This is a genomic window from Streptomyces sp. NPDC088725 (assembly GCF_044751305.1).
Taxonomy (GTDB): Bacteria; Actinomycetota; Actinomycetes; order Streptomycetales; family Streptomycetaceae; genus Streptomyces.
The window spans coordinates 391,203-417,562 of sequence record NZ_JBIVLO010000001.1 but is presented as its reverse complement, the minus strand read 5'-3'; the positions used below and the strand labels follow the sequence as shown (position 1 = coordinate 417,562).

General features: G+C 71.2%; 20 protein-coding genes and 1 pseudogene. 7 read left to right on the top strand and 14 right to left on the bottom strand.

Annotation, left to right across the window (positions count from 1 at the left end; all coding sequences use genetic code 11):
• Positions 1-137: 137 nt before the first annotated feature.
• Positions 138-749, bottom strand: a complete 612-nt coding sequence (locus ACIP6N_RS01800) for a class F sortase (RefSeq protein ID WP_401812014.1) — start codon at positions 747-749, stop codon at positions 138-140.
• A 55-nt stretch (positions 750-804) separates the two neighbouring features.
• Positions 805-1,413 (bottom strand): hypothetical protein, encoded by a 609-nt coding sequence (locus tag ACIP6N_RS01795; protein ID WP_401812012.1) that lies wholly within the window; start codon positions 1,411-1,413, stop codon positions 805-807.
• 501 nt (positions 1,414-1,914) lie between these two features.
• Between ACIP6N_RS01795 and ACIP6N_RS01790 the strand changes: the two genes are divergently transcribed.
• Entirely contained in the window at positions 1,915-2,721 is an 807-nt protein-coding gene (locus ACIP6N_RS01790; protein ID WP_401812011.1) for an ABC transporter ATP-binding protein, read from the top strand.
• Here the strand turns inward: ACIP6N_RS01790 and ACIP6N_RS01785 are convergent.
• The 7 genes and pseudogenes from ACIP6N_RS01785 to ACIP6N_RS01755 form a co-directional block, all read right to left on the bottom strand.
• Entirely contained in the window at positions 2,696-3,076 is a 381-nt protein-coding gene (locus ACIP6N_RS01785; RefSeq protein ID WP_401812009.1) for a DUF4440 domain-containing protein, read from the bottom strand. The two genes, ACIP6N_RS01790 and ACIP6N_RS01785, sit on opposite strands and share 26 nt — an antisense overlap.
• A complete protein-coding gene (locus ACIP6N_RS01780) occupies positions 3,069-3,617 on the bottom strand; it encodes a DUF1697 domain-containing protein (protein ID WP_401812008.1) in 549 nt (182 codons plus the stop codon). The genes ACIP6N_RS01785 and ACIP6N_RS01780 overlap by 8 nt, the downstream gene beginning before the upstream one ends.
• Before the next feature lie 140 nt (positions 3,618-3,757).
• Entirely contained in the window at positions 3,758-4,969 is a 1,212-nt protein-coding gene (locus ACIP6N_RS01775) for a S8 family serine peptidase (protein WP_401812006.1), read from the bottom strand.
• Between the two features lie 223 nt (positions 4,970-5,192).
• Positions 5,193-6,463 (bottom strand): annotated as a pseudogene (gene mgt, locus ACIP6N_RS01770) (macrolide-inactivating glycosyltransferase).
• 134 nt (positions 6,464-6,597) lie between these two features.
• On the bottom strand, positions 6,598-7,506 hold the full coding sequence (locus tag ACIP6N_RS01765; RefSeq protein WP_401812005.1) for a geranyl diphosphate 2-C-methyltransferase: 909 nt from the start codon (positions 7,504-7,506) through the stop codon (positions 6,598-6,600).
• 5 nt (positions 7,507-7,511) lie between these two features.
• Positions 7,512-8,789, bottom strand: a complete 1,278-nt coding sequence (locus tag ACIP6N_RS01760; RefSeq protein WP_401812003.1) for a family 2 encapsulin nanocompartment cargo protein terpene cyclase — start codon at positions 8,787-8,789, stop codon at positions 7,512-7,514.
• 492 nt (positions 8,790-9,281) lie between these two features.
• Positions 9,282-10,694: a family 2B encapsulin nanocompartment shell protein gene (locus ACIP6N_RS01755; protein ID WP_401812002.1), complete on the bottom strand. Its 1,413-nt coding sequence runs from the start codon at positions 10,692-10,694 to the stop codon at positions 9,282-9,284.
• Positions 10,695-11,237: 543 nt separating this feature from the next.
• Between ACIP6N_RS01755 and ACIP6N_RS01750 the strand changes: the two genes are divergently transcribed.
• Positions 11,238-12,101, top strand: a complete 864-nt coding sequence (locus tag ACIP6N_RS01750; RefSeq protein WP_401812000.1) for a phosphotransferase enzyme family protein — start codon at positions 11,238-11,240, stop codon at positions 12,099-12,101.
• A gap of 267 nt (positions 12,102-12,368) precedes the next feature.
• On the opposite strand, the gene ACIP6N_RS01745 is transcribed toward ACIP6N_RS01750, so the two are convergent.
• Both ACIP6N_RS01745 and ACIP6N_RS01740 read right to left on the bottom strand, forming a co-directional pair.
• On the bottom strand, positions 12,369-13,073 hold the full coding sequence (locus ACIP6N_RS01745) for a 3'-5' exonuclease (RefSeq protein WP_401811998.1): 705 nt from the start codon (positions 13,071-13,073) through the stop codon (positions 12,369-12,371).
• A 162-nt stretch (positions 13,074-13,235) separates the two neighbouring features.
• A complete protein-coding gene (locus ACIP6N_RS01740; RefSeq protein ID WP_401811997.1) occupies positions 13,236-14,468 on the bottom strand; it encodes an SAV2148 family HEPN domain-containing protein in 1,233 nt (410 codons plus the stop codon).
• 352 nt (positions 14,469-14,820) lie between these two features.
• Here ACIP6N_RS01740 and glgX point away from each other — a divergent pair, with 352 nt between their 5' ends.
• The 3 genes from glgX (at position 14,821) to treY (ending at position 20,332) form a co-directional block, all read left to right on the top strand.
• Positions 14,821-16,941 carry a glycogen debranching protein GlgX gene (gene glgX, locus ACIP6N_RS01735; RefSeq protein WP_401811996.1) on the top strand — a complete coding sequence of 707 codons (2,121 nt, stop codon included), beginning with the start codon at positions 14,821-14,823 and terminating at the stop codon, positions 16,939-16,941.
• Between the two features lie 108 nt (positions 16,942-17,049).
• On the top strand, positions 17,050-17,856 hold the full coding sequence (locus ACIP6N_RS01730) for a GNAT family N-acetyltransferase (RefSeq protein ID WP_401812609.1): 807 nt from the start codon (positions 17,050-17,052) through the stop codon (positions 17,854-17,856).
• Positions 17,857-17,938: 82 nt separating this feature from the next.
• Positions 17,939-20,332, top strand: coding sequence for a malto-oligosyltrehalose synthase (gene treY / locus ACIP6N_RS01725; RefSeq protein ID WP_401811994.1), 2,394 nt, complete (start codon positions 17,939-17,941; stop codon positions 20,330-20,332).
• Here treY and ACIP6N_RS01720 read toward each other — a convergent pair.
• Together ACIP6N_RS01720 and ACIP6N_RS01715 are read right to left on the bottom strand one after the other, a co-directional pair.
• Positions 20,316-21,392 (bottom strand): cytochrome P450, encoded by a 1,077-nt coding sequence (locus tag ACIP6N_RS01720; protein ID WP_401811993.1) that lies wholly within the window; start codon positions 21,390-21,392, stop codon positions 20,316-20,318. The genes treY and ACIP6N_RS01720 overlap by 17 nt on opposite strands.
• Positions 21,393-21,702: 310 nt before the next feature.
• A complete protein-coding gene (locus ACIP6N_RS01715; RefSeq protein ID WP_401811991.1) occupies positions 21,703-22,257 on the bottom strand; it encodes an FHA domain-containing protein in 555 nt (184 codons plus the stop codon).
• A 249-nt stretch (positions 22,258-22,506) separates the two neighbouring features.
• Here ACIP6N_RS01715 and ACIP6N_RS01710 point away from each other — a divergent pair, with 249 nt between their 5' ends.
• Positions 22,507-23,463 carry a GNAT family N-acetyltransferase gene (locus tag ACIP6N_RS01710; protein WP_401811990.1) on the top strand — a complete coding sequence of 319 codons (957 nt, stop codon included), beginning with the start codon at positions 22,507-22,509 and terminating at the stop codon, positions 23,461-23,463.
• Between the two features lie 135 nt (positions 23,464-23,598).
• On the top strand, positions 23,599-25,359 hold the full coding sequence (gene treZ, locus ACIP6N_RS01705) for a malto-oligosyltrehalose trehalohydrolase (RefSeq protein WP_401812607.1): 1,761 nt from the start codon (positions 23,599-23,601) through the stop codon (positions 25,357-25,359).
• A gap of 33 nt (positions 25,360-25,392) precedes the next feature.
• Here the strand turns inward: treZ and ACIP6N_RS01700 are convergent, their stop codons facing one another.
• Entirely contained in the window at positions 25,393-26,349 is a 957-nt protein-coding gene (locus ACIP6N_RS01700) for a hypothetical protein (RefSeq protein ID WP_401811988.1), read from the bottom strand.
• Between the last annotated feature and the right edge of the window lie 11 nt (positions 26,350-26,360).

Sequence of the window (26,360 nt, the reverse complement as noted above, 5' to 3'; positions counted from 1 at the left end):
GCCGCCGGCGGCGGCGCGCGGCGGCGCCGGCCGCGCGCCACCGGCCCGCCGTCCGCGGACGGGGCGCGGGCCGGTGTGACACCCGTGGGCCTGGCCCGTGTGACGTCCGTGGGTCAGGGCTGTTTGAGGTCCGCGAGTCAGGCCTGTTTGACGTCCGTGAGGTGGGCGAACACGACCACGTTGGCGGCGTAGCCGATCTTCCTGTCGAACCGCCCGCCGCACGTCAGCAGCCGCAGCTCGGGGCGGCCGGTGTCGCCGTAAACCTTGTCGTCGGGGAACGCCTCCTTGTCGTAGGTGCGCACCGAGTCGACGGTGAAGACCGCCGTCCGGCGGTCCGTCCGGGTGACGCGGACGGCGTCGCCGGGGTGCAGCGCGTTCAGATTCAGGAAGATGGCGGGTCCTGTCCTGGTGTCCCGGTGCCCCACGATCACCGCGGTGCCCGCCTCTCCGGGTGAGGGCCCCCGCTGGTACCAGCCCACCACCCGGGGCCGGTTGAGCGGAGGAGTCTCCAGGTGGCCCTGCGGATCGAGGCCGAGACCGATGACCGGGGCCTCGATCACGATGCCGGGAATGGCGATCTTCGTGGCGGGCGAGGGCGGCAGCGGCACGTGCGACGCCGGTGTGCCCGCCGCCTGGACCGGGCCGCCCGCGGCGGTGGCGGCCGCGGTGACCGGCGGCGCGTCGGCGGGCGGATCACCGCACGCCCAGACGACACCGGTCACCAGCGAAGCGGTCACGCTCACCGTCATGAAGAGGCGGCAGGCGCGACTGGGGCCGCGTCGTCGGCGGCGGCGGTAGGGGGCGTTACGCCGCACCATGGGCTTTACGGCGGGCCCGGCGTACGAAGATCAGTCCCGCCGCTCCGAGCGCTCCGGTGACCAGCACCGGCGCCGGTCCGATGGACGAACCGGCCTCCGCGCCGCCCGCGGTCTCGGCCCCGGCGCCTTCGGCTCCCGGAACACCGCCGCCGCCCGCGTGGACGGCGCCGATCGGCTTCTCGTCGCTGCCGAGGGGGCAGTCCACCCGGAACGCCTTCTGCTTGGGGACCCCGCCGGGGAAGGTCCAGCTGAGCACGTAACGCCCGTTGGGGAGCGAGTAGTCGGAGGTGTGGCCCCTGCCGAGCGCCAGCGTGATCGATCCCGTGAGCGTGGGCAGGTTGGGGGACTTGGGCTCCGGGGCGATGGTCCAGGTGACCGTCGGCACGGTCTGGAAGTTGAACGCGGACAGGTCGAACCTGCAGACCGTCGCCGCGTCCCGGGTGTCGCTCGCGGGGGTACCGAAGGTGTGGATCTTCACGTCACCGCTGTCGCCGGGAACGGCGAGCGCGGCCGACGCCCCGATCAGGGACGTTCCGGTGAGGACCAGGGTGGCCAGGGCGACCGTGCCCGAGCGGAGGGATGCCAAGGTGGTCATGCGGGGCTCCTTCAAGCCAGGATGATTGTCATACTGATCGGCCGATCGATTGACTAGATGTCACGGTTTGTCGCTTGAAGGAAGCAGAAACACCGAAGTTCGTTCAGAGATGACCTGTTCGGCCGAAGGCGGTGCCGTACGGACCGTCTGGGAGCTGGTCGCTGAGCCGCCGACGGGCCGCAGCGGGAAGGTAAACTCCGGCATACCGGTCCGGACACCCTTGCCGCCGTACCGTCCAGCAACCGGAGCAGGCGCGCTCTCCCCGACCGGGATCACCTCCGCGCAGAACCGTTCCCCTTCGCCGCAGGACATCACCCCCGGCCACGGCGCCACCCGGCCGGATCGCCCTGGCGAGGCTGCCGCACGGCTCCCCCGCCCTGCGCCCGGCCCCGGCGCAGGATCACACCGTCCATCCGGACGAAACCCCGGCGGCCGCGGATCCCCTGATGTCCGCGTGAGCCGCCCGAACGCACTCGTCACCGTCTGAAGGAGCACACGCACATGACCACCGTGGTGCGCGTGGACGACATCGATGTCGTCCGCCAGGGCAATCTGCTGCTCGACTCGATCTCCCTGACCGTACGCAGCGGAGAGCACTGGGCGCTGCTCGGTGCCAATGGGGCGGGCAAGAGCACCCTGCTCTCGATGCTGGGCGCGGTGACCCATCCGACGCGCGGCACGGTCGAGGTCCTGGGCGAGCGGCTGGGCCGGGTCGATCTGCGCGAGCTGCGGACCCTGCTCGGCCATGTGAACCCCCGCCACCCGCTGCGTTCACCGCTGCGGGTGAGCGATGTGGTGCTGACCGGGCTGACGAATTCGATCGAGCCGGTGCCCCGCTGGTCCCCGTCGCAGCAGGAGCGCGCGGAGGCCGGGCGGCTGCTGTCGATGCTGGGCATGGACGGCAAGGCGGAGATGCGCTGGCCGACCCTGTCGCAGGGCGAGCGCGGCCGTACGCTCATCGCCCGCGCGCTGATGCCGAAACCCCGGCTGCTGCTCCTGGACGAGCCGGCCACCGGCCTCGACCTCGCCGCGCGTGAGCAGCTGCTCAGCGCGCTCGACGCGCTGCGGCTGGAACATCCCGAGCTGGCGACCGTCCTGGTCACGCACCACCTGGAGGAGCTTCCCGCCTCCACCACCCACGCCATGCTGCTGCGGGCCGGACAGTGCGTGGGGGCCGGGCCCGCGGACGACGTGCTCACCACGGACCGGGTCAGCAAGTGCTTCGACCATCCGGTACGGATCTCCCGCACGGACGGGCGGTGGACGGCGCGGGCCGAGCGGGTCAGTCGTCCGGTGCTTCCGGGCTGAACGCCGTGCCCTGGTGGAAGTAGAGCAGCCAGTCGTCCCCGGTCAGCCGCCACAGTGAGCTGCGGTGCGAGTACCGCCCGTGGTACTCGGCGTCGAACGTCACGTGCACCAGGCCCGGGGCGAGGCCGACGGCCTTCAGTCCGGTCACGGTGACCGGACGGTTCTCCGTGGCGGCTCTCGATCTCAGCTCGTCGATGAGCGAGGCGCGGTCCCAGACCCGGCCCTGGTAGCCGAAGGATCTGAAGTCGGGGTCCAGCAACTCCGACAGAAGCTCGGGGGAGGTATGGACCGTCGGATCGAGGAAGCGCAGCTCGCTCTCGATGGCGGCGTCGATTTCGGCTCTGGAGTCAGTCACGGGTCAGCTCCACCAGCTTGACGACGGTGTTCCAGTTGCGGCTGGTGGCCGTGATGCCCTTGAACAGGCCCGGTCCGGCCAGCGCCCCGGCGAGCTTGGAACGGCCCAGGCCGTCCGGCGCGTAGAGGTACAGCGCCCGGTCGCCGAGCCGGAACTCCTCGGGGAGGTATGCGGCGGGATCGAGCGGGGCCAGCCGTTCGGGGCCGACCGGCTCGGAGAAGTACGTGACGTGCAGTTGCTTGCCCTCGAGGGTGGCGGCGGGAAAGGGGCAGGCGTCGGCCACGGCGCGCAGATAGGCCGCGGAGCGTACGAGCGTGTCGACGGCGAAGCCGAACCGCTCCTCGATGGCCCGCTCCAGCTCGGCGCCGAGGGAAGCCTCGTCGTCCGACTCACTGGTGAAGACGGCGTTGCCGCTCTGCAGCAAGGTGCTGACACCGCTGTGGCCGAGGCCGGTGAGCAGTTCGCGCAGCTCGGCCATCGGTACCTTCCGCCGACCGCTCACATTGATGCCGCGCAGCAGGGCCGCGTACGTCGTGGTCATGAACCCACGATAGGACGCCGGGGACGGGTCTCGGGAGCCCGGCACGAGGAAGGCGGCCGCCGCGCGCCCGGTGGGAAGGGTGCGGGACAGCCGCCGTACGCGCCGGGAAGGGCGCGGGGGCGCAGAAGCGGAGGGCGCGGTTACTCGACGAGCTTGAGCAGTTCGTTCGCCGTGCCCTCGGTCGCGTTGGTGATCGCGTCCGGGGTGGCGCCGCCGGTCAGTGCCGCGGCGACCGCGCCCGGCGTGGCGTCGGGATGGCCGGCGAGATAGAGCGCGGCGGCGCCCACGACGTGAGGTGTGGCCATGGAGGTGCCCGACATGATCGTCGTGGCGTCGTCGGCGGTGTTGTAGTCGGAGACGATGTTGGAACCGGGAGCGTAGATGTCCACGAGCGGACCGTAGTTGGAGAAGTACGCCTGCTGGTCGTCCTGGTCGGAGGCGGCGACCGTGATGGCCTCCTCGACATCGGCCGGCGAGTGCAGGCTCGCGTCGCCGGTGTCGTTGCCGGCCGCGACGCCGAAGGTGACACCGGAGGCGATGGCGTTGCGTACGGCTTCGTCTATGAGGGGGTCGGCGGGACCGCCGATGCTCATATTGGCGACGGACGGACCCTCGTGGTGCGCGGCGACCCAGTCGACACCTGCGACGACCTGCTCCGTGGTGCCGAAGCCGGTGTCGTCGAGGACCCGGACGGCGACGATCTTCGCCTTCTTGGCGACTCCGTACCCGGCTCCCGCGATGGTGCCCGCGACGTGCGTGCCGTGGCCATAGGCGTCGTCGGCCGTGGTGTCGTCGTCGACGGCGTCGTAGCCGTAGGAGGCGCGGCCCCCGAAGTCCTGGTGGGTGATCCGGACGCCGGTGTCGATGACGTAGGCCGTGACGCCCTCGCCCGCGCTGTCCGGGTAGGTGTAGGCGTTGTCGCCGGCCGTCGCGGTCTGGTCGATACGGTCGAGACCCCAGGACGGCGGATCGGCCTGGGTGGCGTCGACGGTGAATGTGTGGTTCTGGACCACCTTGTCGACAGCCGGGTCGGCGGCCAGACGTCCGGCCTCGGCGGCGGAGAGCCCGTCGGCCGCGAATCCGTTGAGGGCCGTGGTGTAGTCGCGGCTGAGCCGACCGCCGTATTCGGTGGCGAGGCGCTGTTTACTTGCCTTCGAGCCGGCGTGACCGTCCAGCGTCACGAGATAGCTGCCCGCGATCGCGCCGGCCACGCCGGTCCCGTACACCGCGCCCTCGGCGGGAGTCACGGCGCCCGCCGTCGGTGAGGTGAGTGCCGTGACTCCGACCGCGGCGGCCGCGGCGGTGAGGGCCGCGATGAGCCTGAACCGGCGCGCACGCTTGTGAGTTGTCATGAAGAGGGAGCTCCTCGTCATCAGCTGTGGGGGGATCGCCCTCCGGACGGAAGGTCTCCGGCGGACTGGCTCGAAACCCTGACTGATTGACGCGCACAGATCAAGACTTTCGCCCGGCTGTGACATGTTTGCCAAGTACCTGTCACAACAAAACAGCCCACGCCGACCCAACTCCCTTTGCCTGCAAGGCCGGACAGAGCCGGATCAGGCGGGCAGCGCTGGATCAGGCGGGCAGAGCCGCCTCGATCAGGTCCGCCGCTCGCCGCGTACCGCCTTCCGCGGCCATCCCCTGGCCGATCTCTCCGAGCCTGCGGGCCACTTCGGGATCGGAGACCAGCGCGAGGACGGCCTCGCGCAGCGCCTCCGGGGTCACATCCGGTGTGTCGATCCGGCGGGCGACGCCCAGCGAGACGAGCATGTCGGCGTTGCCGAACTGGTCGACGGCCTGCGGGACCGCGACCATCGGGGTGGCCGTCGCCAGCCCCTCCTGGCTGCCGCCCGCGCCCGCGTGGGTGATGAAGGCGTCCGCCTGCCGGAGAACGGCGAGTTGAGGCACCCAGCGGCGTACCTCGACGGTGTCCGACACGTCACCGAGTTCGGCCTCGTCGACGAACGCGCCGACCTGGAGCACGACATGCCAGCCCGGCAGCGCGCCGAACGCCTCAACACACGTGCGATAGAAGGCCGGTTGCTTCGTGAAGGTCGAGCCGAGCGAGACCAGCAGCACCCGGTCCGCGCCGGCGGGCCGCCGCCACTCGCCCTGGCCCGCGCGGTCGCCCTGACAGGCGCCGACGAAGGTGTAGACGGACTCGTCCACCCGGTCGGCCTGCGGCTGGAGCACCTTGGGGATCAGGACGAGGCAGCGGTCCGGGCGGCCCATGAACCGCTCGACGTCCAGGGTCATGCCGTTCCCGGCGATCCACTCGCCGAAGGTGTCGTAGAACACCCGCCCGCGCGGGGTCCGCTTCAGTGGTTCGAACAGCGGCTTGCCGACCTCCTCGTCGTAACCCTCCCAGGCGACGAGGCTGGGCGAGAGCTGCACGATCGGCACGCCCCAGCGGTGGGCGAGCACACGGGCCGGGTAGGACGTGATGTCGTACAGCACCAGATCGGGCACGTCGTCCCCGAACGCCTCCGCCAGCTGCGGCAGCGCCTGGATGGCGTCGTTGAGGAACAGCTCCATGTTGTCGATCGGTTCCGTGCCCCAGCCGTCCGGATCGTCGGCGGTGGGCAGGATCGAACGGTAGAGCACAGGCTCGGCGCCGGTCGCGGCGACGGTCTCGGCGAAAGCCTCCGGAATCGCGTAACTGACGCGGTGCCCCCGGGCCGCCAGCTCTCTGATGATCTCCAGGCCGGGGTTCACATGCCCGGCGGCGGCGATCGAGAACATGGCGATGTGTGCGCGCTTCGATGCGGTCATGAGAAGAGCGTAACGAGACGATACGTCTCGTGCAGTTTATTTTCGGCGCAACCCCACTCCGGGCAGCCGCACACCGGCTGGGCACCGCGCCGGGCGCAGAGCGCACCGGCGCCGCGCCCGTCACGGCCGCGCTGTGTTCTCCGGGGGAGGGACGAGACCCCGTCCCTCCCTCCCGGAGGTCCGTCGCGCATACTCCGGCAGCGTCACGTCAGACACGGTCGGCTGCGATCAGGAGGTACTGGAAGGAGCCGTCCCTGTAGGAGTTGATGAACGCCTCCTCGATGCCCGTGACCAGTGAGGACGTGGCCCGCAGTTCCCAGTAGGGCAGGGTCTCGGGGGTGAGGTCGATGACGGCCTGCGGCACGAGGCGGTTGTCGGACATGGCGCGCAGATACTCCCTGCGGGAGTGGATGTTGCACTCGAAGTGCGCGTTGATCCGAGACACCCACTTCGACGGCTGGCCGTAACGCGGGTTCCAGCAGCCGGTGATGGTCACGTAGCGGCCACCGACCTCAAGGACCCGGGAGTGCTCGGCGAAGAGGTCGTGCAGGTCGACGTACATGCTGGACTCGTTGTTCCACGAGGCGGCGGCCTGCCCGGTCTCGAAGGGCATGTCGAGCATGTTGCAGACGCGGGCCTGAACATGGTCCTTGATGCCGAGTTCACGGGCTCGCCGGTTGGCGAACTCGGCCTGCTTGGCCGAGAGCGTGACCCCCTCGACCTTGCATCCGAAGCGCTGGTGCGCCATCACCATCGAGCCGCCGCGGCCGCAGCCGGCGTCCACGAGCGTGTCGTCGCGCTCAATGGGTCCGAGGTGGTCCAGGAGGAATTCGGCCTGTGCCGACTCCAGACGGTGGAGCTCGGCGATCAGCTTCTTCTCGTACGCGCTGTTCTCGGCGTCGCCGAGGGCCGCGTGGTCGATGTCACCGATGCCGTAGTGGTGGTGGTAAAGGCCGTCGACGTCACCGAGACGCAGGTTCACGGGCCTCGCCTCGCCGTCCCAGTAACGGGCGATGTCCTCCTGGTAGGGGGTCACCGGGGCGGGGATGAACACGGAGGTACCCGTGGAGGCCGAGTTGGTGGTGGTCAGTTCGTTGCTGGTCACAGAGGAATCCATTCTTCTTACCAGAAATCGGGCAGGCTGTAGCGGTAGGTGTTGGTCTGGTGCCAGTAGTGGTTGCCGTCGACCCACGCGGCCACGCCCCGCAGAAAGCGCTGCACGCTCGGTACGGGACAGGCGGCGGCCAGGGCCGCGGCTTCGGCCTCGAAGTCACGCATGAGGTCGTTGTGCACCTCGACCGCCTTCAGATAGGCCGCGCGGTCGGAGGTGCCCTCACGTTCGGCGAGCACCACCGGCAGGTTCAGGTGCCGGCCGGGACTGGCCAGTTCTTTGGTGTACGAGTACAGGTCGTTCACGATCGTGGTGGCGTTCCCGGCGAGCGCGATGACCCGCTGCACAGCGGGCTGAGCGTGCAGGTCCGCCGGGAGTTCGTAGCCGCCGACGGTGTCGGTGATGGTGGGGCAGGGGCGGAAGTTGTTGAACTGGCGCATCGCCAGGTACTCCCACACTTCAGGGACGTGGTCCTGCTGGGCCCAGGCGGCCTCGGCGAGGTACCCCATGTGCAGTCGGGCCATGTCGTGCCGGAACCGGTCGGCCTGAGAAGCGCTGGCCTCTTGGAGGAAGTACTCCATGGCGGAACGGTATGCACGCCGAGGCGCGTCCGACTGAAGGGAGTCCGCCCACTGCGGCTGGTACTCCTTCGTCGTGTGGACGGGGTCGAGGGCGGTGTGCGCCAGCAGAAGGCGTCCGCCCAGGCCAATGGGCGAGCCCCCGTGGTCCTCGCAGTAGCAGTCGTCCACCGCGTTCTCGGCGACCATCAGGCGGGTGGCGAGCATCAGGTGGTCGACGGTGGGGGCGTCCGGATGGCAGGCGACCATGTAGCGCCCCACGGAGAAACCGTCGAACTGATCCTCCCAGTCGTCGGGGTAGAGATCGACCTCGTCCAGCGCCCACGCCTTGATCCTGCGGCTGACCTCCTCCACCCGCGGGGAGTCGGGTTCCGGCAGCGGGTGGTGGTAGAGACCCGGGATCGGTCGGCCTTCCGCGGGCGCCGGCGCCGGCTCTTCGCGCCGGGCGAAGTACAGGCCCGCCGTGCCCAGGCCACTGGGGCCGCGCAGGATCCGCCGCAGCTCCGCGGTCGGTGTACGGGCCCCGGCGGCAGCGACGTCCACGGAAGACGCGGCGGCGGGTAAGGAAGGCACCGGTGGCGGGCCCTCGGCGGCGGCCTTGATGCCACGGGCGCCGGCTTCGGCTTCGGCTTCGGCGAGGACGTGTGCCCCGAAGTGGGAAGCGGCGCCGGGCAGGCTCGACTGCACTGGGGAGAGCTCAGGGTTGGGCATCCACAGCTCCTTTACGGACGGGGAATCGCAGGGATTCCGGGCACACCCGGCCGGCCCGGAGGGTCCGGATGCCGGAGGGCCCGTATGTCGGAGAGGTCTTCGCGAATCGGGCGGCCGGCTCGCGGCGGCGCGGCGACATCAGCCGCTGCCGCGACCGGCCGCCCCTCGCCGCGTTCCCGGGGCTGCCCGCGTACGTCCGGCCCATCGGCGATGCCGAACCTCCACAGGCCGGTCTTCCCGGGCCTTTTGTTCGGATCAGGGAGTGGCGCCGGGAGCAGCACGGGTCCGGCAAGAGCCAGGCGAGAGGCGCTGGGGCGTGTCGCGAAAGTGGCGCCGTCCGCCCGGAGAGCGGGGCTTGCGGCGTCCGGTGCGTGCGATCGCAAGGCGGAGGATCACCGTCGCCGATGACCCGGACGTACGTGGATGACTCCGACAACACGGCGAGTGCGCGTGCCGGGCGTCGCGAGCCGGGCAGGACGTTCACCACACGCCCTAGTCGTGCCGACTGGCGATCTGCACGTTCTCCAGCACGCCGAGCGCGTCGGGCACAAGGACGGCAGCGGAGTAGTAGGTGGTGATGAGGTAGGAGATGATCGACTTCTCGTCGATCCCCATGAAGCGCACCGACAGGCCCGGTTCGTACTCCTCCTGCAGACCTGTCTGGCGCAGGCCGATGACACCCTGGTTGTCCTCACCGGTGCGCATGACGAGGATCGAGCTGGTCCTCTCCTTGGTGATGGGAATCTTGCCGCACGGCAGGATCGGAACCCCGCGCCAGGCCGGGACCTGCTGCCCGCCGAGATCGACGTGGTTCGGGTAGAGGCCGCGACGGTTGAACTCACGTCCGATGGCCGCGATCGTCCTGGGGTGGGCGAGGAAGAACTTGGAGCCGCGGCGGCGGCAGAGCAACTCGTCGAGATCGTCCGGGGTGGGTGGCCCCGAGTGGGTCTGGATGCGCTGCTTGAAGTCGGCGTTGTGGAGCAGACCGAACTCCCGGTTGTTGACCATCTCGTATTCCTGGCGCTCGCGCAGCGCCTCGATGGTGAGCCTGAGCTGCTCCTCGGTCTGGTTCATCGGCCCGTTGTAGAGGTCGGCGACCCGCGTATGGACCCGCAGAACGGTCTGCGCGAGGGACAGTTCGTACTCGCGCGGTTTCAGTTCGTAGTCGACGAAGGCGCCGGGCAGTTCGGACTCGCCGGTGTGGCCGGCCGACATGGCGATCTCCGCCTCGCCGTGACGATTCTGCCGCTGGAGAGGAAGCGAGCTGAACTGCCGGATGTGGGCCTGGAGGCTCGGCGCCGCGGACAGCACGGCGGCGAAGTCGGTGCGGGACAGCGTGAGCAGGGTTCCGGCCGTCTCGGCGGTGGCGGTGCAGTCCCATCGGGCGTCCGCGTCCAACAGGGCGTGATCACCGAACCGGTCGCCGTCGGCAAGTACGGCGACGGCCACTTCGTCGCCGTACTTGCCGACGGATGTCTGGCTGACGCGGCCGTGGGCGATCAAGTGGATCCGCTCGGCGGGCGTACCTCGCTCGGCCAGCCTCTCGCCGGCGCGGAAGTCGCGCTGCACACAGCGGTCGGCGAGCGCGGTCAGCACTTCCACGTCCTCGAAGCCCTGCAGCAGGGCCAGTTCGCCCAGCTCGCGGGGGATCACCCGGACGACGGCGCCGTCCTGGACGAACTCCACGCGCCCGTCGCCGACGGTGTAGCTCAGCCGACGGTTCACCCGGTAGGCGCCGCCCTTGGTCTCCACCCAGGGCAGCATCCGCAGCAGCCAGCGGGAACTGATCTCCTGCATCTGCGGGGCCGACTTGGCCGTGGTGGCAAGGTTGCGGGCAGCCGCAGTACTCAGGCTGGACTGCCGGGACGGCTCCCTCTGTCCCTCCAGGCCGGCATCAACAGTCATCGGGCGCGCTCTCCTTCGCAAGGGCGGTGACCGACGAGGTCTCGCCGCACCGGGAACGGAAAAACGGGGGCAAATATCCTGTAATCCGTCTAGATCTCTGGGAACAGTAACGGCCGGTGCGCCCAGTCGGCCCAGAAAATGGGCTGACATTAACTCGATGCGATGATCGCGCCAGGACAAGGTTTATCCGGACGGCCGACGGCATTGCGGCTTATGTGGCGCCCTGGCCGTACGGGTCGGACCGCACCCGGATCTGCGGCGACGGGACCGGCCCGTTCTCCCCGCCACAGAACCTGGCGATTCATGCGGTCCGGCACACCGGGGCGGCGGCGAGCGCGGCGATCGGGCTGTTGCCCGCGGCCGGCAGCGGCTGTTCGCCGGTGTTCGGGACCGCGACGGGGCGAACGGCCGGGCCCGGTGGTGACCACGCCGCCCGGCGGCTGTCGTCATCGCGCTGACCGGCACTCGGTTCGTCAGGGCTCGCCGCGCGGATGCGAGACTTTGCCGGATTCGTACAACGAGCCGGAACAGGTGGAGCACGCGATGGATGAGGCACGAGCGCGCGAGATTCTGACCGCGGCGGGACTGCCGGACGACGCGGAGCTGCTGGCCCTGGGTGAGAATGCGGTGTTCTCCACCGGCGATCTGGTGGTCAAGGTCGGCCGGGACGCGAAATGGGACCCCGAACTACTGGGCCGCGCACGGCACGAGGTCGCTCTCGCGGCCTGGCTCGCGGAGTGCGGCATTCCCGCCGTGCGCGCCGCGGAGGACGAGGCGCGGTCGGTCGACGGCCATCCGGTGACGCTCTGGCACCGGCTGCCCGCCGCCGTACGCCCGGCGGAACCGGCTGATCTGGCGTCGCTGCTGCGACTCGTCCACGCCCTGCCCTCTCCGTCGTTCAAGCTCCCGCCCCGGGAACTGCTCGGTGGCGTGGAGCGATGGCTGCGGATCGCGGGCGAAGCGATCGACCCGGCCGACGCCGCGTATCTGCGCGAGCGCAGGGACGGCTTCAGCACGGCCGCCGCCGCGCTCACCCCGCATCTGCCGCCCGGCCCGGTCCACGGCGACGCGCTGCCGCGCAACGTGTATGTCGGACCGGAGGGACCGGTCCTGGTGGACCTGGAGACGTTCTCCTCGGACCTGCGGGAACACGATCTGGTGGTCATGGCCCTGTCCCGGGACCGGTACGGCCTGTCGGCCGAGGCATACGACTCCTTCACGGCGGCGTACGGCTGGGACGTGCGCGACTGGGACGGCTGCGCGGTCCTGCGCGGCGCCCGCGAGACGGCGAGCTGCGCCTGGGTCGCCCAGCACGCCCCGACCAACCCCAAGGCCCTGGCCGAATTCCGCCGCAGGGTCGCGTCCTTGCGCGACGCGGATCCGGAGGTGCGCTGGTACCCGTTCTGACGGCGCGCCGGGCGTCCGCCGCCGCGCGCCCGCCCGTGGCCGGCCGCCGTGGACAGAACAGCCGGGGCGTGTGGCGAAAGCAGCGCCGTCCGCCGGGAGGGCGGGGCTCACGGCGGCCGGTGCGTGCCATTTCGCGAGGCGGAGGATCACGTCGTCGATGGCCCGGACGTACATCGTCGATGGCCCGGACGTACATGGATGGCTCCGACAACGCCGCGCGTGTGCGTGCCGGGCCTCGCGAGCCGGGCGGGGCTTTCGCGACACGCGCTACGACACCGTCGGCACCGGCTCCCTCAGCGGCCAGGCCCCGTCGACTATCGCTTCCGCATTGCCCTTCCGGCGCAGGAACTGCTGGAAGTCCTTCGCCCATTCCGCGTACCAGCGGACCTGACGCTCGTGCAGCTCCGCCGGGGCCAGCGCGGCCACCGAGGCGTGCCGCGAGGCTATCGCCGAGGCCACCCGTACGGCCGCCAGCGCGTCGGCCGCCGCCTCGTGGGCGGTGCCGAGCACCACGCCGTACTCCGCGCAGACCGCCTCCAGCGTGCGCTTGCCCCGGCGGTAGCGGTCGACGGCGCGGTCGATCGTGTACGGGTCGATCACCGGCCCGACCGGGTCGAGCGCCGGCAGCCCGTGCCTGCGCAACTCCGCGGTGAGCAGCGTCAGGTCGAAGGGCGCGTTGTACGCCACCACGGGTACACCGCGCGACCAGTACGCGGCCAGCGTCTCCGCGATCTCGGCGGTCACCTCGCGCACCGGCCTGCCCTCGGCCGCCGCGCGCTCGTTGCTGATCCCGTGGATCGCGGACGCCTGGGCCGGGATGAGGATGCCGGGGTCGGCGAGCCAGGTCCGCTGCCGTATCACCTCACCGCCCCGGACCTCGACCACCGCGGCCGTGACGATCCGCGCCTCCAGTGGCTCCGTGCCTGTCGTCTCCAGATCGAAACCGACCAGCGGCTCCCCGTCCCAAGTCATCGTGGCTCTCCCTCATGATGCGCTGCCGCATTCCCCGTTGTTTCCCGTCTGGAAAGAACCCTCGCACGGGCCACTGACAACGACCCCGGCCGCGGGTTGCCCGGCAGAGGCGCGGGAGGGGCGCGCGAGGGCACGGAAGGGCGGCCGAGGGCGGTAATCCGCTCAGGAGACCGGCCTGGAATCCGTCCAGACCAATTCGAACTCCTCGCGGTAGGTCTGGAAAAGACCGCGCTCGGTGTCCTGTCCCGCACGCACGACCTCGCGCCCGCCGCCCCGCAGCACCAGCACCGGCGCCTCCATGCCCCGGGCGCTGCGCAGATACGACTGGACGACCGCGAGTCCGTCGGGGCCGTCCCCGTCGACCAGGTAGGCCGTGAAGCGCGGCGTCTCGTCGAAGACATGGATCTGGAAGGCGCCGGGGTCGCGGAGCTGGGCGCGCACCCGGCGCATGTGGAGGATGTTCATCTCCACCGTCCGGCTCAGCTCGCCCTTCTTGAGGCCCAGTTCGCGCTCGCGGCGCCTGACCGCGCTGCTCGCCGGGTTGAGGAAGACCAGCCGTATCCGGCAGCCCGACCCGGCGAGGCGGATCAGCCGGCGTCCTGAGAAGTTCTGGACGAGGAGGTTGAGGCCGATCCCGATCGCGTCGACCCGCCTGGCCCCGCCGAACAGGTCCTCCGCAGGCATCTGGCGCTGGAGCCTGACCCGGTCGGAGTGGACCGAGACCACGTCCGCGTACCGGTCGCCCACCAGGTCTTCCACCGCGTCCACGGGAAGCCGGCCGGCCGACGGCGATCCGCTGCCGGCGCCCAGGATCTCCAGCAGCCGGGCCGAGGCCCGCTCGGCCTGGGCGAGGACGGTCTCGGAGAGCGCCCGGTTGCGGGAGACGACGTTGCGCGCGACCTCCAGCTCGTCGAGCGCCAGCTCCACGTCGCGCCGGTCGTCGAAATACGGCTGGAAGCAGGGCCAGTGCTGGACCATCAGCTCCCGCAGCTGCGGCAGCGTGAGGAAGCTCAGTACGTTGTCGTCCGCGGGGTCGAGGAGGTAGCCCTTGCGGCGCGAGACCTCCCGTACGGCAACGGCGCGCTGGACCCACTCCTGGCCGGCCGGACCGGCCGCCGCGACCACCCACTCCTCGCCGTGCACGGGTTCGTAGATGGGCCGCAGGACCGCGGCGACGACCGTGCGCAGCCGCTGTTCCACCAGATTCAGCCAGATATAGGCGCGGCCGGCCCGCTGCGCGCGCGTACGGACCTCGCTCCAGGCGTCCGCGCCCCAGTTCAGCTCCGCACCGATCTCCACCGGTCGCGCGACAGAGACCGCTCCGGGCGGAATGTCGCCGGACTCCCCCTCGTGACCTGAGTCACCGGGGGGTAGCTCCAGCCCTCCCGAACTCACCCGCGCACCGCCTTCTCTCCCCTTCAACGATCAAGGAAGCGTACTCCGGAGTACCGGGCCGACGCAGCCCGATGGCCAGGCTGCCTCGCCAACTGCCCGCATCGAAAACGTGGTTCCCGGCGGCGGAGTTCCCCGGAGTGAACCGGTTCATGGCGGTCGCGCCCGGTGTACGCCCGCCCTTTCCGCCCGCGCTGTGCCCCCGTGCGCGGGTCCACGTCCGGGACGACGCCGCGTAGCGTGAAGTTGACCCCGGCAAGAACCCACCGGGTTCCTAGGTGGTTGCCCGATTTTCGGGGAAGATCTGACTCAAGTGCCCCGCAGCACCCGGATCAGAAACGGAAGAGTCCTCCCTATGCAGGTCTGGCCGGGACAGACGTATCCCCTCGGTGCCACGTACGACGGCGCCGGTACCAATTTCGCGGTCTACTCCGAGGCCGCCGACCGGATCGAGTTGTGCCTGCTGCACGACGACGGTTCGGAGACGGCGGTGGAGCTGCGCGAATCCGACGCCTTCGTCCGGCATGCCTACCTGCCGGGCGTGATGCCCGGCCAGCGGTACGGCTTCCGGGTCCACGGGCCTTACGAACCGGAGCACGGGCATCGCTGCAACTCGGCGAAGCTGCTGCTCGATCCCTACGCCCGCGCGATCAGCGGCAGCGTCGAGTGGGACGAGTCCGTGTACGGGTACCACTTCGGCAAACCGGACTCCCGCAACGACATGGATTCGGCGCCGCACACGATGTCGTCCGTCGTCGTCAATCCGTACTTCGACTGGGGTGACGACCGCCCACCCAGGACGGAATATCACAAAACGGTGCTGTACGAGGCCCATGTGAAGGGCCTCACGATGCTCCATCCCGAACTCCCGGACGAACTGCGCGGTACGTACGCCGGGCTCGCCCACCCCGCGGTCATCCAGCATCTGACGGAACTGGGTGTCACGGCGCTGGAGCTGATGCCCGTACACCAGTTCGTCAACGATCACCGTCTGGTGGACGCGGAACTGGCCAACTACTGGGGCTACAACACCATCGGCTTCTTCGCCCCGCACAACACCTACGCGTCGTGGGGCGACCGCGGCGAACAGGTCCTGGAGTTCAAGCAGGCCGTGAAGGCGCTGCACGAGGCCGGGATCGAGGTCATCCTCGACGTCGTCTACAACCACACGGCGGAGGGCAACCACCTCGGTCCCACGCTCTCCTTCCGCGGGCTGGACAACGCCCAGTACTACCGGCTCAGCGAGGACGCCCGGTACTACACGGACACCACGGGCACCGGCAACTCCCTTCTCATGCGCAGCCCGCACGTCCTGCAGCTGATCATGGACTCGCTGCGGTACTGGGTGACCGAGATGCACGTCGACGGATTCCGCTTCGACCTCGCGGCCACGCTGGCCCGCCAGTTCCACGAGGTGGACCGGCTCTCGTCCTTCTTCGACCTCGTGCAGCAGGACCCGGTGGTGAGCCGCGTGAAGCTGATCGCCGAGCCCTGGGACGTGGGCGAGGGCGGTTACCAGGTGGGCAACTTCCCGCCGCTGTGGACGGAGTGGAACGGTAAGTACCGCGACACCGTACGGGATCTGTGGCGCGGCGAGCCCCGGACGCTCGCCGAGTTCGCGTCCCGGCTCACCGGCTCCTCCGACCTGTATCAGGACGACGGGCGCCGGCCACTGGCCTCCATCAACTTCACCACCTGCCACGACGGTTTCACGCTGCATGATCTCGTCTCGTACAACGACAAGCACAACGAGGCCAACGGCGAGGGCAACCGGGACGGCGAGAGCCACAACCGGTCGTGGAACTGCGGCGCCGAGGGCGAGACCGACGATCCGGAGATCGTGGAGCTGCGCGAGCGGCAGATGCGGAACTTCATCGCGACGCTGATGCTGTCGCAGGGCGTGCCGATGCTCAGTCACGGCGACGAGTTCGCCCGTACACAGGGCGGCAACAACAACGCGTACTGCCAGGACAACGAGGTCTCCTGGGTCCGCTGGCCCGAACCGGGCACGGAGACCGGCACCGGCATGCTCGCCTTCACCCGGGCGCTGGCTCTGCTGCGGCGCGAGCACCCGGTGTTCCGGCGCCGGCGCTTCTTCCACGGGCGTCCTGTGGAGGGCACGCACGACGAGCTGTCGGACATCTCGTGGTTCACGCCCGAGGGCGATGCCATGACTCAGCAGGACTGGCAGGCAGCGCATGCCAAGGCCATGACGGTCTTTCTGAACGGGAACGCCATCTCGGAGCCGGGACCGCGCGGTGAACGGATCTCGGACGACTCGTTCCTGATGATGTTCAACGCCAGCAGCGAGGTGCTGGCGTTCATGGTGCCCGCCACCCACGGCGAGCAGTGGCAGGTCGTGGTGGACACGTCCCGCCCCGAGGGCGTGCCTCCGGGGCAGGGGCCGAAGGTCGACGGGGGCGAGCGGGTCACCATGATCGGCCGCAGCATGACGGTGCTGATGCGTCCGGCGTAGCCACGGCGTGCGTGGGCGGACGAGGGGCGGCCCGACACGGGGCGTAAAGCGATTGCCGGGCCGCCCGGCCGGTGCTGAAGTGGCCGGATGGATCACGGTGCGGTGCTCATGGACCACGAAGCGGTGCTCGCGGCGTTCGACCGGCAGCTCAGGCGGACCCCGCCGGCCGACAGCCCCGGGGCGCGGGTGGAGCGTGTCGGCTCCGTCGTACGGCAGTCCGGCGCCGGCCACGTCTGGAACGGCGTGCTCTGGTCGGACCTCGCCGAGGACACCGCCGACGAGGCGATCGCGGCCCAGGTCGCCCACTTCGGCGCGCTCGGCGTCCCGTTCGAGTGGAAGCTCTACGCGCACGACCGGCCCGCCGATCTCGCGGACCGGCTGCTGGCGGCCGGGTTCGTCGCCGAGCCGGCGGAGGCGCTCATGGTCGCGGAGGCCGACAGGCTGTCGGCGGATCCCGTCCTTCCCGAGGGCGTACGGCTGGTCCCGGTGACCGACGCGGCCGGTGTCGACCTCCTGGCACGTGTCCACGATGAGGCCTTCGGCAGGCCGAGCGGCCCGCTGAGGCAGCGGCTGCTGGCCCAGCTCGCCGAGACTCCGGACCGGGTCGCCGCGGTGGTGGCCATGGCGGGCGAGGTGCCGGTCAGCGCGGCGCGGATGGAGTTGCCGCCGGGCCGCGACTTCGCCGGACTGTGGGGCGGCGGCACAGTGGCGGGCTGGCGCGGGATGGGCGTGTACCGGGCGCTGGTCGCCCAGCGTGCCCGTATCGCGGCTGCCCGGGGCTACCGCTACCTCCAGGTGGACGCGTCGGACGAGAGCCGCCCGATCCTGCGCAGGCTCGGCTTCGCGACGCTGAGCACGACCACGCCGTACGTGTTCACGCCGCCCCGTCTCGCACCGGGCGCGGGCAAACCGTAGATCGTATCTTCGACCGCATCGCGCCCATCCGCACGCATGAACGAATGACAAAAACGGCTCCAGGTGGGGTACGAACGTTCGTATGACGCCCACCGCGACCTACCGGCTCCAGATCCAGCCGGACTTCCCCTTCTCGGCCGCCGCGAAAGCGGTGCCCTATATCGCCGCGATCGGGGTCTCGCACCTGCACCTGTCGCCGGTGCTGGAGGCCGTCCCCGGGTCGGCACACGGCTACGACGTCGTCGATCACTCCCGTGTACGGGCCGAACTCGGCGGCGAGGAGGGGCTGCGGAAGCTGGCCCGTACCGCGCGCGAGCACGGCCTCGGCCTCGTCCTCGACATCGTGCCGAACCACATGGCGGCCGCGCCCCGCCACAACAAGGCACTCTGGGAGGTGCTGCGCGAAGGCCAGGACTCCCCGTACGCCCGCTGGTTCGACATCGACTGGACGGCGGGCGGCGGCAAGGTGCTGCTGCCGGTGCTGCCGGGCCCGCTCGGGGGTGAGCTGGCCGAGCTGCGGGTGGAGGACGGGCAGCTGTGCCACGGCGAACAGCGGTTCCCGCTGGCGGCCGGCACCGAGGATCTGCCGCTGCCCGGGCTGCTGGACGCCCAGCACTACCGGCTCGCCTGGTGGCGGCTGGCCCGTACAGAGCTGAACTACCGGCGCTTCTTCACCATCTCCGACCTGATCGGGGTACGGGTGGAGGACCCAGAGGTCTTCGCCGCGACCCACGCCAAGATCCTGGAGCTGGTACGCGACGGAGTCGTCGAGGGGCTGCGCGTCGACCACCCGGACGGGCTCGCGGACCCGCAGGAGTACCTGCGCCGGCTGAACGAGGCGACCGGCGGCTGCTGGACGGTGGTGGAGAAGATCCTCACGGACGGCGAAGCGCTGCCGGCCGGCTGGCCGGTCGCCGGCACCACCGGCTATGACGCGCTGCGCCACATCGACGGACTGTTCACCGACCCGGTGGGCGCGGAACTGCTGGAGCGGCGCTACCGCGCGTTCGCGAACCCCGCGGGCGATCGCGGCGGCTACTGGGACGCGACCGTCCGCAGGGCCGCGTACAAGGTCGTCGTCCACGAACTGGCCGCGGAGACCGACTTCCTGGTGCGCACGGCGGAGCGCGTCTGCGCCGCGGAGCCCGCGCTGCGCGACCACGCGCCCTGGGCGCTGCGCACCGCGATCCGCGAGCTGCTGGTGCGGGTCCCCGTGTACCGCCCCTATACGACAGCGGGCGGCCCGCTTCCGGAGGCGGCGGAGGCCGCGGTCTCCGAGGAGGCCGTACGGCAGGCGAAGGCGGTGTTCACGGTCGAGCAGGAGGCGACGGCGGTGGACGTGGTGCGCGACCTGGCGCTCGGCAGGCTCGGTACAGGACCCGACCACACCGCGTTCTGCGCGCGTTTCGCCCAGACGTCCTCGGCCCTGCGCGCCAAGTCCGTGGAGGACACCGCCTTCTACCGCTATGTGCCGCTGCTCTCGGCGAACGAGGTGGGCGGCGATCCGGGGGCGCCCGCCGTCAGTCCGGAGCGGTTCCACGCGTACTGCGCGAGGCTCGCGCGCGACTGGCCGGCCACCGGAACGGTCCTGACCACGCACGACACGAAGCGCAGCGCGGACGTACGGGCCGGGATCGCTGTCCTGTCCGAGTGCCCGCAGTGGTGGGACGAACTGCTGGAACAGGTCACGGGCGCGCCCGCGCCCGACCCGCAGGTCGCCTGGCAGGCCTGGCAGACGGCGGTCGGTTTCACCCCGGCAGGCGATGTGCCCGCGCTCGCCACGGAGGGCGGCGCCTCACTGGCCGGGGCGCCCGACGGCGCGCGGATGGCCCCCGCGCTGCTGAAGTCGGTACGCGAAGCCGGGCTGCGGACCAGCTGGACGGAACCGGACCCGGAGTACGAACGTGCCGTGGAGGGGTTCGCGGCGGCCGGCCCGGCGGGTGAGGGGCGGCGGACGGTCGCGGCGTTCACGCGCGCGCTCGCGCCGTACGTGCGGGCGAGCGCCCTGGGCGCGGCGCTGGTGCACCTGACGATGCCGGGCGTGCCCGACCTCTATCAGAGGACGGAGCGCGAGTACGTCGCGCTGGTGGATCCCGACAACCGCGAGCCGTTCAGGACAGGACCGCCCGACGAGAAGACGGTGATCACGACAACGGCGCTGCGGCTGCGGCGCGAACGCCCCAAGGTGTTCGGCGAGTCGGGTACGTACGCGCCGCTGACCGCGAGCGGACGGGCCGCCGCGCACTGCCTGGCGTTCTGCCGCTCGGGCGAGGTCGTCACAGCGGTCACCCGGCTGCCGCTGCGCCTCGCGGAGTCGGGCGGCTGGGGCACCGGTGTGCTGGAGCTGCCCGAGGGCCGGTGGAGCGACGCCTTCGGTTCGCCGGGACGGGAGTTCGAGGGCGGCCCGGCGCATCCGGTGCCGCTGGCCGAGCTGTTCGCGGACCGTCCGGTGGCGCTGCTCAGCCGTCTGCGCTGACGGCCGGACCGCCGCCGGGGCTGACCAGCAGGGTGCGCGGGGACCGCACGGTCAGCCCGGCGCGCACCGGGCGGAAGCCGTCCGCGAGGCGCAGGCCGGGCATGACGTCGAGCAGCGCCCGCAGACCGTGCTCGGCTTCAAGTCCGGCGAGGAGCACGGCAGGACAGAAGCCGTCGCCGAAGGTGAGCTGACCGGGCGCGGCCCTGCCGGGGTCGAAGCGGTCCGGGTCCGGAAAACGGTCCGGGTCCCGGCCCGCGGCCCCGATCAGGCACGCGACCCGCGCGCCGGCCGGCACCGTGCCGCCGCTCAGCCGCACGTCCGCCACGGTGTGGCGCAGCACGAGCGGTACGGGCGGATCGTGCCGCAGCGACTCCGCCCACGCGCGGCCGATCAGCCCGGCCGGCACGGAACCGCCGGGCGTGCCGCGCAGCGTCGCCGACAGATCGGGATCACCGAGCACGCTCGCGAGGAACGACGCGAGGGCCTTCTCCCGCACGGCGGTCCGCGCGGCGCACGGCCCCGCGGGCCCCGCGTGGGCCTCGCGACCACGCAGGAGGCGTGGCATGTCCCGGTACGGCACTCCGACGGCGGTGGCGAGCGCGCCGATCGGCAGCCAGCGGCAGAACTCCGCGACGAGATCGGCCGTTTCCCGCCCGGCGATCCGCCGCGCCAGCACGTACGCCGTCCGCTGGACGACGTCGGGCAGGTCCGGCGCCACGGGAGCGAAGTGCGCCGCGCAGGCCGGATCGCCGGGGCGCTGCACTCCCGTGAACCGCGAATCGGTGAGCGCGGTCGCGACATCCGCGTACCGGCTGAGCAGCCAGGCGGCGCGGGACCGGTCGTAGACGAGCGGGAATCTCTCCCGCAGGAGCCGGTAGTACGGGTACGGATCGCGTCCGGCGCCGTGCCCGGCGAACTCCGGCACGACGCGTCGAACCGGCGGACCGCCCGTGCGCTCCACCGGGCCGCTCGTACGCTCCGCCTCGGCGGCCGGCCGGAGCGGCGGCGCGGAGCGTACGGGCTTCCGGCCCGGCGCCGGGGCCGGCGGGTCAACCGGCATGTGCGGCCCCCTGACCGGGTCGGGCGCGCCTGGTCGTCGGCGCGCGATTCCTCCCAAGCCGACCACCGACGGCGGCGCGGCGCAGGTGGCGTGCGGCCGTACGGGTGACGGGGCGGGCGCAACGGCCTTGACCGCGCGGGGGAAAATCCGTAGCCGGCGCGGTGTGGAGCCGCGGCTCATGGAGTGGTGGCTCAATGTGCGGCGGCTCGTGGAGCGGTGGCTGGGTGCGCGGCGCTCACTGCGCGGGGACTCAGTGCGCGGGGACTCAGTGCGCGGGGACTCAGTGCGCGGGGACTCAGTGCGCGGGGACTCAGCGTGCGGCGATACGGAAGCTCATCTGGCCGAAGCTCACGAGGTCGCCGTCGCCCACCAGCGCCGTGCCGGTCACCCGGCGCCCGTTGACCGTCGTCCCGTTGGTGGAACCGAGATCACGCAGCACCCACTGGCCGCCCCGCAGGCTCAGTTCGGCGTGCAGCCGCGAGACGGTGTCGTGGCTGAGCCGCAGTGCGTTCACCGGGTCGCGGCCGATGCGCAGCGGATACGGGCCCGGCTCGGGCAGCAGCAGTTTCGGCAGCTTCTCGGCCTGCCACGCCCCGCGCAGCCGCTGCGTGAAACCGGAGACGCCGCTCACCGCGCCCAACAGCCGCCGCGACCAGCGGCCTCCGGTTCCGGTCTCCAGGTCCTGGGTGAGCGGTTTCAGCTCGTCTGCCCTGCGGGCGGCCAGCGCCAGGTCCATCCGGCGCAGGAAGGTGTCGTGCGACAGCTTGCCCTGCGCCGCGCCTTCCCTGAGCACCGCGAGGACACGGTCACGCTCGGCGTCCGAGAGCCGAGCGGGATATGTGTAGGGCTCGAAGGAGGACGTCACACGTGCGATTGTCGGACGGAAGGGGGTGAGGTGTCCAGACACCTCGTGACAAGAGTCGCTTCCCCTGCCGTTTCCGGGGTCTCGACGGCCGCGGCGGGCCCTCTTCAATTCCGGTGTCGCCGTGCGGAGTCCGCTGTAATCTGTCGCCTCTTTCCGGTCTTTCACCACCCGCGAGAGGCGGACCGCTTGACCTCGGCGACACCGACACCGGCACCAGCGCCTGACCAGGACAGCGGCATCCCCGCCGGCGTGACCGTACGGCACCTCACAGGACCCGGCGAGCTCGACCTCTTCTGCCGGCTGTCCTACCTCCTCGACCACGAACTCGCGGACGATCTGGCCGCCGGCCGCCGCCGGCCCACGGCCATGTGGGTCGCGCTGGAGGGCGACCGGCTCCTCGCCCGCGCCGCCTGGTGGACCTCGGCGGCCGGCCGGGACCCGCTCGCGCTCGACTGCCTCGACGTGTTCGACGTGGACGACACGTTGCCCGATCCGTATCGCTCCGAGGTCGCGCTGCGGCTCCTGGAGACCGCGACCGCTCAGGTCGTACCGGCGGGCGCGCCCCGGCCCGAATACGGCCGCTTCCTGCCGTCCGACTGGCGCGAGGACCCGGCCGCACGCGCGGTGGTCGAGAACAGGACGCGCGTCCTGGAGCGCACCGGCGCGCGGCTGCTCGTCGAGCGGCTGCGGCTGGAGTGGCGCGCGGGCACGCCGGTACCCGCGGATGACGGCACGCTCGTCTTCCGGCCCGCGGACGACCGCGAGGAACTCCTCTCGCTGATGACCGCGGTCCTGGAGGGCACACTCGACGCGCACAGCCGCGCCGAACTCGACTCGGGGATGTCCGCGCGCGAGGCCGCGGAGCGGCAGTACGCGGAGGAGCTGACGGCGTACGCGTCACCGCGCGCGTGGTGGCGGATCGCCCAACTGCCTTACACCGGCGAGCCGGTGGGGTTCGTCATTCCCGCGCGCAACAGCTACCGCCCGATCATCGCGTACATCGGTGTGCTGCCCGCGCACCGCGGCCGGGGCCATGTGGACAGGATCCTCGCGGAGGGCACGCGGGTGCTCGCCGCCGAAGGCGTGGAGCAGATCCGCGCGGCGACCGATGTGGCCAACGTCCCGATGGCGAGGGCCTTCGAGCGGGCCGGTTACGTGAACTTCGCGCGTGCGATCAACATGGTCTGGGACGCGGAGGCCGGATAAACCGGACCGGGCCGCCGGACAAGGCTGCCGCGCGGGGGAACACTCGCGCGCCCATTCGGAGTGATGACCGGGCCCCGGGCCGAGTCTCTTGTCACCATGAGAGGGACAAGTGCCGACGACAAGGGGGAACCGCCCGTGCAGTTCGAGGTGTGGGCGCCGCAGGCGCAGGACCGGGTCGTGCTCCGGCTGGCGGACGACGACGTGCCGATGGAGCGGAACAGCGAGCGGGACGGCTGGTGGACCGCACAGGCGCCCGCCGCCGACGGCAGCCGGTACGGTTACGCGCTCGACGGCGGGCCCGTACTGCCCGATCCGCGCTCGCGCCGCCAGCCGGACGGTCCTGACGGAACGAGCGCGGTCGTGGACCAGGGCACGTTCCACTGGCGCGCGCCCTGGGAGGGCCGGGCGCTGCCCGGCGCCGTCCTGTACGAGCTGCACGTCGGCACCTTCACCCGCGAGGGCACCTTCGACGCGGCCGCCGCGCACCTCGGTGAGCTGGTCGAGCTGGGCATCACGCACGTCGAGTTGATGCCGGTCTGCCCGTTCCCCGGGGTCCACGGGTGGGGCTACGAGGGGGTGTCGCTGTGGGCGGTGCACGAACCGTACGGCGGCCCCGAGGGCCTGAAGCGTTTCGTGGACGCGGCGCACGGCCTCGGTCTGGGGGTCGTGCTCGACGTCGTCCACAACCATCTCGGTCCCGCCGGTAACTACCTGCCGCGGTTCGGCCCGTACTTCACCGACACGCACCACACTCCGTGGGGCGCCGCGGTCAATCTCGACGCTCCCGGCTCCGACGAGGTCCGTGCCTATCTGCTGGGCAGCGCGCTGGCGTGGCTGCGGGACTACCGCCTCGACGGGCTGCGGCTGGACGCCGTACACGCGCTCGCCGACAACCGGGCGCTGACCTTCCTGGAAGAGCTGTCCACGGCCGTCGACGGGCTCGCCGCGGACCTCGGCCGTCCGCTGTTCCTGATCGCCGAGTCCGACCAGGGTGATCCCCGTACCACCACACCGCGCGCCCAGGGCGGTATCGGGCTGCACGCGCAGTGGAACGACGACTTCCATCATGCCCTGCACACCTCGCTCACCGGCGAATCACAGGGCTACTACGCCGACTTCGCCCGCGAGCCGGTGGCCGCGCTCGCCAAGACGCTCACGCACGTCTTCTTCCACGACGGTACGTATTCGAGCTTCCGCGGCCGGACGCACGGCCGCGCGGTCAACCGCAAGAAGACACCGGGGCAGCGCTTCCTCGGGTACGCGCAGACCCACGACCAGATCGGCAACCGCGCGCTGGGCGACCGGCTCTCCGCCACCCTCTCCCCCGGCCTGCTCGCCTGCGCCGCCGCGCTCGTCCTGACGGGCCCGCACACCCCGATGCTCTTCATGGGCGAGGAGTGGGGCGCGTCCACCCCTTGGCAGTTCTTCACCGACCACCCCGATCCGGTACTGGCGGAGGCCGTACGCAACGGCAGGCGAAGGGAGTTCGCGGCGCACGGCTGGGCGGAGGAGGACATCCCCGATCCGCAGGACCCGGCCACCCGCGAGCGCTCCTGCCTCGACAGGACGGAGAAGACAAAGGAGCCGCACGCCCGACTGCTGTCGTGGCACCGCGAGTTGATCGCCCTGCGGCACTCTCTGCCGGACCTCTCCGACCCCGACCTGGCGGCGGTGAAGGTCGCGTACGACGAGGACGCCCGCTGGCTCGCCTGCCGCAGGGGCGACCTGCGGATCGTGGTCAACCTGTCCCGCGAACCGGCGCACATCCCGCTGGGCGCCGGCGGCCGCGTCCTCGCGTCCTGGCTGCCGGTGGAACCACCGGACGAGGAAGGGGTGTTGCGGCTGCCGCCGGAGTCCTGCGCGATCCTGGCCGAGGGTTGGAACGGGACTGCCTGAGCGTGTGCGGACGCGGGTGCCGAGTTGTAGCTGTCAGACCGGGGGATCCTGCGCGGCCAGCCTCTCCAGCAGCTCCTGGAAGTCGTCGCCGACGACGATGCGCAGCCCCTCGCCGTCCCGGTCCTCGTCGCTGAGCTGGGTGAGCGTGCCGCCCCGCCACCAGTAGACGTACGGGCTGATCGCTCCCGGGGTGTCCTCGTAGCCGGACGCGGCGAACGACGCCATGGCGTTCAGCGACGGGATGACGGAGGTGTCGCGGATGACGTGAAAGGCCAGCTGGTGGCGGAACGGCATGGCGACGAGCGCTCCGTCCGGGGTGAGCGGTCGGCCCGTGACCTGTTGGACGACCGATTCCAGCGCGAGGACCCGGCTCGCGGTGTAGAACGAGTCGCCGAGGACCACCTCGAACCGCATTCCGTCGGAGTCCCTGACGGTCTCGCGCGCTTCGAGCGGCAGCTCGCGGAGGTTGTGCAGGGCCCGCTCGCGCAGCTGCTGGATCTCGCCGAGCTGTTCCAGCGCGTCGCCGGTGAGCATCATGACGCTCTCCGGGAGGTCGAGGGCGAGGACCTCGTACAGCCCGGGGGCGACGAAGCGCGCGTAGCCGAAGGCCTGCGGGTCAAGGCCCTCCCGGCCGATCACCCGGGGGTAGAGCTGGGAGCGGATCTGTTCGGGCGGCAGGACGTCGAGAGCGGAGGGGCCGTCCATGGTGCGCAGGACCATGCCCGCGTGCTGACGGGCCAGCTCGCCCCAGACGCGGGTGCCGCGGTCGTCGTTGTGGCAGACGGCGGCGAGATTGCCGAGGCCGAAGTGGCGGTCCGCGCTGTCGGTGACGACATCCGCGTAGACGGTGACCTCGAGGCCGTGTTCGGCGAACGCCTCGCGGACCTGGGAGCGGAACCACGCGGCTTCGTTCACGGAGAAGAAGGCGAACGCGGGGTCCCGGGGCGTGTCGCGTCCGTCACGCCTCGGCCTTCTCCGGAACAACCCCACGCCATCGCCTC